The organism is Clostridium sp. NSJ-145 (assembly GCF_021044725.1).
GTDB classification, from domain to species: domain Bacteria; phylum Bacillota; class Clostridia; order Clostridiales; family Clostridiaceae; genus Clostridium; species Clostridium disporicum_B.
Genome location: NZ_JAJNOS010000019.1, coordinates 18,635 through 31,162, shown reverse-complemented (window position 1 = coordinate 31,162; position 12,528 = coordinate 18,635). Strand labels below are relative to the sequence as shown.

General features: G+C 29.0%; 13 protein-coding genes. 5 read left to right on the top strand and 8 right to left on the bottom strand.

What is annotated here, in order from left to right; translation table 11 throughout:
- The 4 genes from LQE93_RS14770 to proB form a co-directional block, all read right to left on the bottom strand.
- A complete protein-coding gene (locus tag LQE93_RS14770; protein WP_231074209.1) occupies window positions 1-624 on the bottom strand; it encodes a SanA/YdcF family protein in 624 nt (207 codons plus the stop codon).
- Window positions 625-860: 236 nt separating this feature from the next.
- Window positions 861-1,307, bottom strand: coding sequence for a GNAT family N-acetyltransferase (locus LQE93_RS14765; protein WP_055265196.1), 447 nt, complete (start codon window positions 1,305-1,307; stop codon window positions 861-863).
- 37 nt (window positions 1,308-1,344) lie between these two features.
- Window positions 1,345-2,589: a glutamate-5-semialdehyde dehydrogenase gene (locus LQE93_RS14760; RefSeq protein ID WP_055265198.1), complete on the bottom strand. Its 1,245-nt coding sequence runs from the start codon at window positions 2,587-2,589 to the stop codon at window positions 1,345-1,347.
- 11 nt (window positions 2,590-2,600) lie between these two features.
- Window positions 2,601-3,410, bottom strand: a complete 810-nt coding sequence (gene proB, locus LQE93_RS14755; protein ID WP_055265200.1) for a glutamate 5-kinase — start codon at window positions 3,408-3,410, stop codon at window positions 2,601-2,603.
- A gap of 186 nt (window positions 3,411-3,596) precedes the next feature.
- On the opposite strand from proB, the gene LQE93_RS14750 reads away from it, so the two are divergent.
- The gene (locus LQE93_RS14750; protein ID WP_055265202.1) at window positions 3,597-4,976 is read left to right on the top strand and encodes a YjiH family protein; all 1,380 of its coding nucleotides are present in this window, start codon (window positions 3,597-3,599) and stop codon (window positions 4,974-4,976) included.
- Between the two features lie 106 nt (window positions 4,977-5,082).
- Here LQE93_RS14750 and LQE93_RS14745 read toward each other — a convergent pair whose 3' ends face one another.
- A complete protein-coding gene (locus tag LQE93_RS14745) occupies window positions 5,083-6,777 on the bottom strand; it encodes an ABC-ATPase domain-containing protein (protein WP_055265204.1) in 1,695 nt (564 codons plus the stop codon).
- Between the two features lies 1 nt (window position 6,778).
- The gene (locus LQE93_RS14740) at window positions 6,779-7,360 is read right to left on the bottom strand and encodes a DUF1836 domain-containing protein (RefSeq protein ID WP_055265206.1); all 582 of its coding nucleotides are present in this window, start codon (window positions 7,358-7,360) and stop codon (window positions 6,779-6,781) included.
- A gap of 214 nt (window positions 7,361-7,574) precedes the next feature.
- Here LQE93_RS14740 and trhA point away from each other — a divergent pair, with 214 nt between their 5' ends.
- From trhA to LQE93_RS14725, 3 genes are all read left to right on the top strand, one after another.
- Window positions 7,575-8,222 (top strand): PAQR family membrane homeostasis protein TrhA, encoded by a 648-nt coding sequence (trhA, locus tag LQE93_RS14735; protein ID WP_231074207.1) that lies wholly within the window; start codon window positions 7,575-7,577, stop codon window positions 8,220-8,222.
- 29 nt (window positions 8,223-8,251) lie between these two features.
- Complete coding sequence (locus LQE93_RS14730) at window positions 8,252-8,488, top strand: DUF4351 domain-containing protein (RefSeq protein WP_055265210.1); 237 nt, start codon at window positions 8,252-8,254, stop codon at window positions 8,486-8,488.
- Window positions 8,489-8,783: 295 nt separating this feature from the next.
- Window positions 8,784-10,373: an ABC-F family ATP-binding cassette domain-containing protein gene (locus tag LQE93_RS14725; protein ID WP_055265212.1), complete on the top strand. Its 1,590-nt coding sequence runs from the start codon at window positions 8,784-8,786 to the stop codon at window positions 10,371-10,373.
- A 27-nt stretch (window positions 10,374-10,400) separates the two neighbouring features.
- Here LQE93_RS14725 and LQE93_RS14720 read toward each other — a convergent pair whose 3' ends face one another.
- Window positions 10,401-10,934 (bottom strand): 2'-5' RNA ligase family protein, encoded by a 534-nt coding sequence (locus LQE93_RS14720; RefSeq protein ID WP_231074205.1) that lies wholly within the window; start codon window positions 10,932-10,934, stop codon window positions 10,401-10,403.
- A 202-nt stretch (window positions 10,935-11,136) separates the two neighbouring features.
- Complete coding sequence (locus LQE93_RS14715) at window positions 11,137-11,487, bottom strand: DUF1622 domain-containing protein (RefSeq protein ID WP_055265216.1); 351 nt, start codon at window positions 11,485-11,487, stop codon at window positions 11,137-11,139.
- Between the two features lie 145 nt (window positions 11,488-11,632).
- Between LQE93_RS14715 and LQE93_RS14710 the strand changes: the two genes are divergently transcribed.
- Window positions 11,633-12,523: a phosphatidylserine decarboxylase gene (locus LQE93_RS14710; RefSeq protein ID WP_055265218.1), complete on the top strand. Its 891-nt coding sequence runs from the start codon at window positions 11,633-11,635 to the stop codon at window positions 12,521-12,523.
- Window positions 12,524-12,528: the final 5 nt, after the last annotated feature.

Below are 12,528 nucleotides of genomic sequence, written 5' to 3'. Positions count from 1 at the left end.
TTATACATTTAATTTGTGTCTTTTTAATATTTCTATATTAACTAAGAAAAAATCCTTAATTTGAGCTAAAACCTCTCTCCTCTTATATTTCTTCATTCTGTCATAAGGTCTTAAATCTGATGGTATCCCATATGCTTTTATTCCAAGCCTTCTTGCAATATATATAGCTCTTGGTAGATGATATCTATTAGTAGATATTATTGCACTATTTATATGAAAAATCTCTTTTGCTCTATACATACTGTCATATGTACAAAGCCCTAATCCATCTAACAAAATTATGTCGCTATCTATCTCTTCATAATTTCTCTTAATCCATCTCTTCATTACTAAAACCTCATTATAAGTTTCATCTTTTTCTTCACCTGTAAGTAAAATAGCTTTACAATCATTATTTAAATACGCTTCTACACCAGTCTTAATTCTATCTGCTAGAAGATCACATGGATTTCCATCTGCTCGCACTCCCGCCCCTAACACGATAACAGCATCACACTTACCTATTACTGAATTTTTATTTAATATATATCTTTTATCGTAACTTTTTATTATTAGTAATATAGTTATAAAACTTAAAGCTGCCAAAATAACAATTATTAAACAACCCCACAATATATATTCCATATATACTCCTAAAAAAATAATATAGTATATTGTATGTTATATTTAATTTTTTTGTATCTTTATTTTACCATGTATAACCTTATTCTATTCTTTCTTATCGCCATCAAAATGACACAAAACAGGTATATTATTAAATACATAAAGTAGTTAAAGCATTATTATTTACCCCTAAAAAACCACCATAAATAAAAAACTAGTACCAAATGTCCCCCAACTATGGTACTAGTTTTTTTTTGTTATAATTCAATATTCATTTTTACATGTGGTATATTCACTTCATCATACACATCTGAAATCACCTTAAACCCTACACTTTCATATAAGTCCTTAACGTATAATTGTGCAGATAAAACCACTGTGCTTTCATTTAGATTATTTTTTATAAACTCTAAAGAAGCTTCCATCATCTTTTTGGCTACGCCTTTTCTTCTGTGACTTTGGAGTACTAAAACTCTTCCAATGGATATATTGTCATATCCCATTCCCTTAGGAACTATTCTTGAATAAGCTACAACTCTTCCCTCTTCTTTTAACATTACATGATGACATTTCTTATCTTTATCATCAAAATCTTGCTCTGAAGTAATCTCCTGTTCACAAACAAAAACCTCAAACCTAGACTTAGCAATCTCATACATCTCATCAACGGTTAAGTCATTAAAAGATTTTATTTCAAAATCCATATACTCCTCAACTCCTTTCATCTTTTACGAAATCAAACTACCTTATTTGTCCGTTTCCATAAATAATATATTTAATAGTAGTAAGTTCTTTTAATCCCATAGGTCCTCTTGCATGAAGCTTTTGAGTGCTTATTCCTATCTCAGCTCCAAAACCAAACTCTTCACCATCTGTAAATCTAGTTGATGCATTAACATAAACTGCTGCTGAATTTACCCTTTGTAAGAATTTTTGTGAATTTTCATAGCTCTTTGTAACTATAGCTTCAGAATGTCCTGAACTAAAGCTATTTATATGAGTTATAGCTTCGTCTATATCTTTAACAACTTTAACACCTATCTTATAATCTAGATATTCGTTGTACCATTCTTCTTCTGATGCAAGAATTATATCTTTATCATAAGCTATAGCACTTTCATCTCCTCTTACTTCTACTCCGCTAGCTCTTAGCTCTTTTAATATAAATGGCATAAAGTCATCAGCTATCTTTTCATTAACTAATAACTTCTCTGCTGCATTACAAACTGATGGTCTTGAAGTCTTAGCATTTATAACTATATTCTTAGCCATTTCAAAATCACATTCTTCATCAATATATATGTGACAATTTCCTGTTCCTGTTTCTATTACTGGCACAGTTGCATTATTTACTACAGCTTTAATCAGCCCTGCTCCACCTCTTGGAATAAGAACATCTATATAGTCATTTAATCTCATCATTTCAGTAGCTACTTCTCTACTAGTATCTTCTATTAATTGAATACTATTTTCTGGTAAGTCTACAGATTTTAAAGCTTCAATTAGTACCTTTACTATAGCTTTATTAGAATATATAGCTTCTTTACCACCTCTTAATATAACTGCACTTCCCGCTTTAAAACAAAGTCCTGCAGCATCACTAGTTACATTAGGTCTAGCTTCATAGATTATCCCTATTACTCCCATAGCAACTCTTTTTTGACCTATTTGTAGTCCATTTGGTCTAGTCCACATTGATACAACTTCGCCTACTGGATCTGGAAGGCTAGCAACTTGTCTTAATCCATTAGCCATTCCTTCTACTCTTTTTTCATCTAACGATAATCTATCTAACATAGCTTTAGCTGTACCTCTATTCACAGCTTCTTGCAAATCTATTTTATTTGCTTCAATTATAAAGTCTTTGTATTTTACAAGATAATCAGCCATAGCTAATAAACCTTTATTTTTTTCACCTGTAGATAAATTGCCTAATATATTAGAAGCTTCTTTTGCTTTTTGTCCTTTTAAAATTAACTCACTCATAATTCATCCTCCTAATTATTTTTAAGAAATAATGTTCCAATTTCATTGCCATTCATTATATCTAATAGAATAGTTGGTTCATTACCATTTGCTAATATCATATGTACTCCAAATGATGTTGCAGTTTTAGCCGCAGTTAATTTAGTTGCCATTCCACCAGTTCCAAGGCTACTTCCTGCACCTCCAGCACATGCTTCTAGCTCCGGAGTTATACATTCTACAACTTTTATAAGTTTAGAGTTTGGGTTTTTTCTCGGATCTGAATCATAGAATCCATCAATATCAGAAAGAATTATTAAAAGATCTGCTGAAACCAATCCAGCAACTATCGCAGATAAGTTATCATTATCACCAAATCTAACTATATTTTCTATTTCATCTATAGCCACTGTATCATTTTCATTAACTATAGGTATTATTTTATTTTCTATTAAAGTTTCAAATGTATTTACAACGTTCTCTCTTACATGGTCATCTTCTATTACATCTCTTGTAAGGAGCACTTGTCCCACAACGTGACTATACTCTCCAAAAAATTTACTATATATATGCATAAGTTCACATTGTCCTACGGCAGCTGCTGCTTGCTTCTCTTTTATCGTTTTTGGCTTTTCTTTAAGTTTTAGTTTATTAACACCTACTCCAACAGCACCTGATGTTACAAGAATAACTTCTTTTCCACTATTCATTAAATCAGAAATAACCCTTGTTAATTTCTCAATTCTAGTTAGATTTATATTTCCATTATCATAAGTAAGCGTTGATGTTCCTACCTTTACAACTATTCTGTTGCAATTCTTTAGTTCATTTCTATATTCCAAGATTCTCAGCTCCTATACTTTATACTTATCTTTATATTATAATTATTTTCAATTATTTTTACCATAAAAATCAATATTCTATTTATTCTTATTTTTATGCATAAAGACTATTGATTTTTTATATTTTTGCATATAAAATTAGTATTGTTGCATAAATATTAATTTTTACATAAAGGGGGATACAAAATGGACATATCAAATTCTAAATCATTCAGTGAAAATAAATTTAATTTTAAAAACAATATAAAATTTATCATACCTTCATTATTAGGTGTATTATTATTCATGACACCAATTAGCTATAATGGGGATATTACAATACCTGTTGCAATACTATCTAATAAGCTAACAGAATTACTTGGGGGTTCATTACCTTATATAATTGCTGCAACATTAGCTATATCAGGTATAATGACTTTTATAACTTCTGTTTTTAAACCTAAGTTTATTTTAGAAAATAATTTTTTAAAATCATTATTTAGTACAACACCTCTTTGGGCTATTTCAAGAATTGTTGGTAGCATCTTTGGTGTATTAACTTTATTACAAGTAGGTCCTGAGTTCATAATTAGTGATGTATCTGGTGGGTTTGTATTTAATGATTTATTAACTATTCTTTTCTCAATATTCCTTTTTGCAGGATTATTACTACCATTATTACTTAACTTTGGATTATTAGAATTCGTTGGTTCCCTTTTAACTAAGGTTATGAGACCTTTGTTTAAATTACCAGGACGTTCATCAATAGATTGTATCACTTCATGGCTTGGAGATGGTACTTTAGGAATAATATTAACAAGTAAACAATATGAAGATGGATTTTACACTGAAAGAGAAGCAGCTGTAGTTAGTACTACATTCTCTGCTGTATCAATAACATTTAGCTTAATTGTTATTCAAACTATAGGACTTAATGGAATGTTTATACCATTCTACTTAACAGTAACTTTTGCTGGTATAGTAGCTGCAATAATAGTTCCTAGAATACCACCACTTTCAAAGAAAAAAGATATTTATTATAAAGGTAAAAAAGCTGAAAATTCTTCAGAAGATGTTCCTGAAGGACATACATCTTTAAGCTGGGGATATAAATGTGCTATAGAAAAGGCTTCTCAAAATTCAGATGCAAAAAACTTCTTTGTAGAAGGATTTAAAAATATATTAGATATGTGGATGGGAGTTCTTCCAATAGTAATGTGTTTTGCTACAATAGCACTTGTAATTGCTGAATTTACTCCAATATTTAGAATATTAGGATTACCATTTGTACCTGTACTACAATTATTACAAGTACCTGAAGCTGTAGCAGCTTCTCAAACATTAGTTGTTGGATTCGCAGATATGCTATTACCATCAGTTATAGCTTCTACTACAATAACTAATGAAATGACTAAGTTTATAATTGCTTGTGTATCTGTAACACAGCTTATATACATGTCAGAAGTAGGTGGAGTTTTACTTGGTTCAAAAGTTCCTGTAAACTTAAAAGAAATATTAATAATTTTTGTAGAAAGAACTTTAGTAACACTACCTGTTATTGTACTAATAGCAAACTTCCTTTACTAATTAAAAGTAATAAAGAATACTTAATTATAAAATCAGCCCAAGAGGCTGATTTTTTTATAATAAAAAAAGAAACTGCATAAGCAGTTTCCACCTAAATTTTTAATTATTAATTCTTCACTTTTAATTTTCTAAATCTATTATATGATGCCATTATTTCTTGTTTTCTTGGCATAGCAAAGCTTCCGTATCCACCTTTTATCTTATCTATATCTATTAGATTGTTATCTAAAACCTCATAAGCTTTATCTACAGCTTCTTTTAGGTTTAAGCCTTTATTCATTAAATTAATTTCTACGTACTTCATAAATGCACCAATGGTATTTAGTTGCTCTGAATCTACTATTTGCTCTACAGCTCTTAAATCTATATTTTCTTTATTTATAGAAATTCCATCTACTCCTAAAGACTTAGTTTTTACTCCTTTTGGTCCAAACTCTATTGTTCCTTTTTGTAAAATTCTCTTAGTATTTATAGTAACATCAATTTCCTTATTATGATCTACTATTCCTCTGCTTAATGATTTTGCTCTTTCTGTAACTTCAAAAGGCTCATAATTATCCATTTGAATTACTAAATCAGCTATATCAAAAAAGTCTCCACAACTTCCCGCTACAAGTATCGTTGAAATTCCTAATTTATTATAAAGACTTTTAGCTACATCTATATAAGGTGTTATTGGTTCCTTTTCCTTTGCCACTAATTGTTGCATTATACTATCTCTAATCATAAAGTTTGTTGCAGAAGTATCTTCATCTATTAGTAATGTATTAGCCCCTGCTTCAATTCCTTCAACAATATTAGCAGCCTGCGAAGTACTTCCACTAGCATTTTCAGTATCAAAGCTAGTTGTATTCTTTCCATTAGGAAGATTGTTTATAAAAAGACTTATATCTGTCTTACTTATAGCTCTTCCATCTTCTGCTCTTACCTTTAAAGCTGTATCTTCTGTAATTACAAATTCTCTTCCATCACCTTCTATATGGTTATATACTCCTAATTCTAAAGCTCTTAGTAATGTAGATTTACCATGATATCCACCACCTACGATAAGTGTTATTCCTTTAGGTATTCCCATTCCTCTTATAACTCCCTTATTAGGCGTATTAAATTCCACTTCAAGCTCTTTAGGTGATATAAATCTTTTTCCATCTCTTAATGGTCTTGATGATACTCCACTTTCTCTAGGAAGTATTGAATTATTAGCTACAAATGCTACTAATCCTCTATTATTAAGATTTTCTCTAATATATGTTTGGTCTTCAACAAGTTTTACTCTATTTATTAACGCTTTATAATCTATATTATTGTATATAAGTGTATTCTCTACTAAAGTAGGTACTACATTAAATAATATTTTTTCCAACTCCTTAGCTAATACACTTCTTCCTTTTGCAGGGAATCCAACATAAAATCTAACTTCTATTTTACCTTTATCAAATATAACTGAAGTCCTGTCCAAGATTTCTTGAGGACATCTACTAATTTCAATTAATCCACTTTTTCCTGAACCAAATATCTTTTCACCATATTTTCGTATATTTTTACTAAATAATCTAGTTAGAAAATCGCATACTGCTATATTTTTGTATTTTAAATCTAATAAGCTACTAGGAAATTTAGCTACATTATTATCTACTATTATTCTTACTCTTGAAGGTGATGCAAAAGGATCACCTTGAACATGATCTATACTCAAAATAAAGTTTCCAAAATCATATTGTCCTTCTAAATCTTTATATGATTTATATCCTCTGCCATCTATTCTCTGTAATTCTCTTTTTAAATCATTTTGATTTTTCATGCTACTCCCCTTTTACTTCTGAAAAAAATTCATCTATTAATTTTTCACTAGCTCTTCTATACATATTGCTCATATTTACAAATGAACAAAGAAGTAAGAATTTCTTTTCAAAATCACCCTGTAAATCAGATTTGCTTTCTATTAATGCTTCTATCTCTCTTTCTTTATCAGCAACGCCCTTTTTAAATTCTAATACATCATTTTCTGATTCATCTAGAAATGAGCCATATAATTCTCTTAAAGGATAAGATTCATCTTCTGAGAAACTATCAATTATTTTATTTAAGCTTAGCTTTATATCATTAATAGATAAAGCCCCTTTCAAATTGTATATTAATGACATAAGTATTATATGTTCTTTTGTATACTTTTTATTTTTGATAGGTAATAAAAGCTTTCCCTTAGCATAATTATTTATCATCGTCTTAGTTAGAATCTTATCATCTTCAGTTCTTTTTAATGATGATAATTTTCCTTCAAAAAGTTGAATAACTTGATCCATATATAAATCAATTTCAGGGATATCATCCATAGCTATTCCATTTATAAAATCCATATCATTTATTAATTCATTTATATCCATACTTCCTCCTAGTAGTTTTTCAAACTACATGTAATAGTTCATTATATTTTAATAATAATAGTATTTCAAAGATATTTCAAGAAAAAGCCAAATATTCAATAATAAATAAGTAAATTCTGCTAAAATCAACTTTGACTGTAAGTACCATTTGGTCAATAATATAAATATAATATCACATAGTTTTAAAAACTATATTGTATCGTGAGGTGTTTTTATGTATAAAAAATTAAGAGAACCAATTAACTCTATTACTCATTTATCTGGTGCTGTATTTTCATTTATTGCTTTATTCGCAATGTTAGCTAAAGCCTTTGTAACAAATGCTTCTAACATATCTATTGCATCCGTAACTATTTTCGGAATTAGCTTAATACTCTTATATACTGTATCAGGAACTTATCACGGTATAATTTCTTCTGATAAAATAATTAACTTTTTACAAAAATTAGATCATTCAATGATTTTTATATTAATAGCTGGTTCTTATGCTCCATTCTGTTTGATTGCATTAGGTGGAACATTAGGAAGAAATATGTTTTTAGTTATGATTTCAATAGCAATTGCAGGAATAGTATTTAAGCTTTGTTGGTTTAGTGCTCCAAGATGGTTACAAACAGCTCTTTATATAGCAATGGGTTGGAGTGCAATATTTGTTATTAAACCACTATCTGCAGCTTTACCACCTATAAGTATCTTCTTATTAGTACTTGGCGGAGTATTTTATACAATTGGTGGCGTAATCTATGCTACTAAATCACAAAAATTTAAAATAGGTAACTTTGGATTTCACGAAATATTTCATGTATTTATATTATTAGGTAGTTTAACTCACTTTATTTGTGTATTTACGTACTTATTATAAAAATAAACCGAAGTAAGGCAGGTAAAATTATGAATTTATCCTATTCACTTAGAGCTTATGAAGAAGGAATGGCTGATGGAATAAAAGAAGGCCATTTTTCCTTACTAATTAAATTACTAAAGAAAAAATTTAAACACATACCTGAAAAATATATAGATTTATTAACTGATTTAGAAAATGATACAATTATCTCTATTGCATTAAGAATTTTTGAATTTGAAACTTTAGAAGATTTAGATGTATTTCTTTTGGTTAATAAGAAATAGTGGTTGTTTTATTCGACCACTATTTTTTATTATCTTCATCCTTTTATTCCATATATAACCTATAAATTCATTTCATCCATAGCTCTTTTTTTATCGAAAATATATATTAATACACTAAAAGCTATTAAAACTCCTAATAATCTTTTTCTTCATTTTTTGTTAGGAAAATTTTTACAAAGATATTTTTTGTAATTTTCTCACTAATTCACTTGACGAATAATGTATATTTATATGTAAAGTTAAAGACTTTATGTTATAATAGCTGAAGAATAATAAATGAAATGGGGTATGTTTAGTGATTAATGTAATAAACGTAAGTTTAAGATACGGATCTCGTAAACTATTTGAAGATGTAAATATCAAATTTACTCCTGGTAACTGTTACGGTGTTATAGGTGCTAACGGTGCTGGAAAGAGTACATTTTTAAAGATATTATCTGGAGAGGTTGAACCAAATACTGGTGAAGTAATAATTGCTCCAAATACTAGAATGTCTGTTTTAAAACAAGACCATTACCAATATGATGAGTTTCAAGTATTAGAAACAGTTATAATGGGTAACAAAAGATTATATGACATAATGAAAGAAAAAGATGCTTTATACGCTAAGCCAGATTTCTCTGATGAAGATGGAATAAAGGCTGCTGAACTTGAAGGTGAATTTGCTGAGCTTAACGGTTGGGAAGCTGAATCAGAAGCATCATCATTATTACAAGGATTAGGAATAGGAACTGATGCTCACTACAAAACGGTTTCTGAATTAACTGGTGGAGAAAAGGTTAAAGTATTACTTGCTCAAGCTTTATTTGGTAACCCTGGAATATTAATTCTAGATGAGCCTACTAACCACTTAGATATAAAATCAATCAAATGGCTTCAAGATTTCTTAGGTGATTTTGAAGGAACAGTTATAGTTGTATCGCATGATAGACACTTCTTAAACGAAGTATGTACTCATATGGCTGACGTTGACTTTGGTAAGATTAAGTTATATGTTGGTAACTATGACTTCTGGTATGAATCAAGCCAATTAGCTACTCAAATGGCTAAAGACCAAAACAAGAAAAAAGAAGAAAAGATTAAAGAATTACAAGAGTTCATCGCTAGATTCAGTGCTAACGCTTCTAAATCTAAGCAAGCAACATCTCGTAAGAAGTTATTAGATAAGATTACATTAGATGATATCCAACCTTCAAGCAGAAGATATCCTTTCGTTGGATTTAAACCTGAAAGAGAAGTTGGTAACGACATATTAGTAGTTGAAGGATTATCTAAAACTATTGATGGAGTTAAAGTTTTAGATAACGTAAGCTTCAGAGTAAATAAAGAAGATAAAATTGCTTTCATCGGTAACGAAATAGCAATAACTACTTTATTTAAAATAATTAACGGAGAAATGGAACCTGATGCTGGTGCATATAAATGGGGAATAACTATTACAACTGCTTACTTCCCTAAAGATAACTCAGAATTCTTCAACGATTGTACTTTAAGCTTAGTTGATTGGTTAAGACAATTCTCTGAAGAAAAATCTGAAAGTTACATAAGAGGATTCTTAGGAAGAATGTTATTCTCTGGAGAAGAAGCTTTAAAAGAAGCTAACGTATTATCTGGAGGAGAAAAGGTTAGATGTATGCTTTCTAAAATGATGCTTTCTAACGCTAACGTATTAGTTTTAGATGGACCTACTAACCACCTTGACCTTGAATCTATTACAGCTGTAAATAATGGTTTAAAAGACTACAACAGTAACGTACTGTTTGCTTCTCACGACCACCAATTTGTGCAAACTGTAGCTAACAGAATAATTAAAATTGATGATAATGGATCAATCTTCGATAGATCTATGACTTACGACGAATTCTTAGAAAAATTCGGAGAATAATTAAAAGTGGCCAAATGGTCACTTTTTTTATTTAAGTTTATACTCTTTATAAAGCTCCCAAGTATGATTGCTCCACTTATAGATACATATGTTATCAAAATAGCTTTCAAAATAACAAGGTCTCAATTGAACATAATCCCATAGTTCAGTAAATTTTCTTCTTACATTTTTTGATGACACAGTTACATGAAATACTTTATTTTTTCCATCTTTTTTATCAAAATTAATGTAAGGTATACTCTCTAATTCATCTATTAATCTATCATGAACCTCTTTACCCTCCTTAGACATGTTAAGCTTCATATAAACAACCCTATCATCAAAATGATCATATTCATCTATTATTAACGGAGATTTTTTTTCATGACTACAGAAATTTTCTAAAGTTTTTTCTAACAATTCAATACTACCTTCATGCTCAAAAGGTGCTTTTATAGTAAAATGTGCCGGAAGTTTAGAAGATTTAAGTCCTAAATCATTAAAGACATCTTTTCTAAGATTATTATTAAATTCTCCTGCTTCACCCTTTATTATAGCTACTATAACATATGTCTCACTCATAATACTTTCTCCTTCACTAATATTTTTAATAATTATATTTATATAATTTCCTTATTGTAATAATATAAAACTTTATTTAGCATAATAAAAAAAGCGACCCAAAGGCCACTTTTTTTATTAACACTTAAAAATTAGCTAAATAAATTTATAAGAGATTTCTCTTTCATTTACTGCTAATTTTTACTATTAATTTTTAATTAAATTAAGCTGCTTCTTCTACTTTGTGTTCTTGATGGCTTTTTTCAGCTGAAACTTCCCAATGGATTACGAAAGCAAGCACTGCTCTTAACACTATAATAGCACCTAATATCCATATTTCTTCCATTTTAGTTACTAAAACAGTTTTTAGTATCTCTGCACCCATCTTAAATTCTAGAGCTAAAGATAAAGCTTGTCCTAAATCTATTTTTATGTTGTAATGACCTTTTCCTATTAAATTCATTACGTATTCTCCAAAAGCCTTTACCCCAGCTACTAAGATAATAACTACACCTATTAGCTCTAATAAGCTAATAACTACTGGGATAACGCTTTCTAATAAATGATGTAACATAAAAAAATTCCCCCCCCCTATATTATGTAAAATTCCTTTACTATTATAATCCATATATATCATTAAATCTATATAAAGTTAACATAAATATGTTAATATAATAATAAACTTACAAGATTAAAATTTTTTTCTAGGAGAAATTATTATGATAAAAATTTATAATAGAAATACTCAAAAGTACGATGTTGAAAATGTTGCAGGAGGAAATTATATAAAATGGTGTTATGAATCTCCTGTAGGAAAAAGCTTAACAGAACTATTAATAAAGAAAAAACTCTTTTCTAAGATTTATGGAAATTACTGTGATACTAATTTTAGCAAAAAGAAGGTTTCAAGCTTTATTAAAAATTTTGATATAGATATGTCCGTATGTAAAAATAATATAGATGATTTCAAGAACTTTAATGATTTCTTTATTAGAGAATTAAAGGAAGATGCTCGCCCTATAGATAAAGATAAAAGTAAACTTATCTCTCCTGGTGATGGACGTCTAATTGCCTATACTGATATATCTATAAATGATTTAGTTCAAGTAAAAAATATAACTTATAGTTTATCAGAACTTATTCAAGATGATAGTATTGCTAAAGAATACGAAGGTGGAGTTTGCTTAATACTAAGGTTATGTCCTACCGATTATCACAGATTTCATTTTATAGATTGGGGTACTTGTGAAAAAACACACTTTATTCCAGGTAATTATTACTCAGTTAATCCAACTGCATTAGAAAGAGTTTCTAAGCTTTACTGTCAAAACAAGCGTGAATGGTGTGTATTTCATTCTGAAAACTTTGGAGACATTATTCATGTAGAAGTTGGTGCAACTTGTGTTGGGTCAATAATTCAAACTTATAAAGAAAATACTCATATTTCAAAAGGTGAAGAAAAAGGCTATTTTAAGTTTGGAGGCTCAACCACTATACTTTTATTTAAACCTAATACTATAATAGTAGATGAAGATATTCTTACTCAATCATCTTTAGGATTTGAAACAAAAGTAAATATGGGTGAAACTATAGGAAAAAAGTTTAAATAATTTTT

What these genes read in the sequence shown, in the direction of transcription:
- LQE93_RS14750 (WP_055265202.1), top strand. Translation starts at nt 3,597, where the DNA reads ATGGACATATCAAATTCTAAATCATTCAGTGAAAATAAATTTAATTTT.
- LQE93_RS14765 (WP_055265196.1), bottom strand. Translation starts at nt 1,307, where the DNA reads ATGGATTTTGAAATAAAATCTTTTAATGACTTAACCGTTGATGAGATG.
- LQE93_RS14730 (WP_055265210.1), top strand. Translation starts at nt 8,252, where the DNA reads ATGAATTTATCCTATTCACTTAGAGCTTATGAAGAAGGAATGGCTGAT.
- LQE93_RS14715 (WP_055265216.1), bottom strand. Translation starts at nt 11,487, where the DNA reads ATGTTACATCATTTATTAGAAAGCGTTATCCCAGTAGTTATTAGCTTA.
- LQE93_RS14745 (WP_055265204.1), bottom strand. Translation starts at nt 6,777, where the DNA reads ATGAAAAATCAAAATGATTTAAAAAGAGAATTACAGAGAATAGATGGC.
- LQE93_RS14770 (WP_231074209.1), bottom strand. Translation starts at nt 624, where the DNA reads ATGGAATATATATTGTGGGGTTGTTTAATAATTGTTATTTTGGCAGCT.
- trhA (WP_231074207.1), top strand. Translation starts at nt 7,575, where the DNA reads ATGTATAAAAAATTAAGAGAACCAATTAACTCTATTACTCATTTATCT.
- LQE93_RS14720 (WP_231074205.1), bottom strand. Translation starts at nt 10,934, where the DNA reads ATGAGTGAGACATATGTTATAGTAGCTATAATAAAGGGTGAAGCAGGA.
- LQE93_RS14710 (WP_055265218.1), top strand. Translation starts at nt 11,633, where the DNA reads ATGATAAAAATTTATAATAGAAATACTCAAAAGTACGATGTTGAAAAT.
- LQE93_RS14740 (WP_055265206.1), bottom strand. Translation starts at nt 7,360, where the DNA reads ATGGATATAAATGAATTAATAAATGATATGGATTTTATAAATGGAATA.
- LQE93_RS14760 (WP_055265198.1), bottom strand. Translation starts at nt 2,589, where the DNA reads ATGAGTGAGTTAATTTTAAAAGGACAAAAAGCAAAAGAAGCTTCTAAT.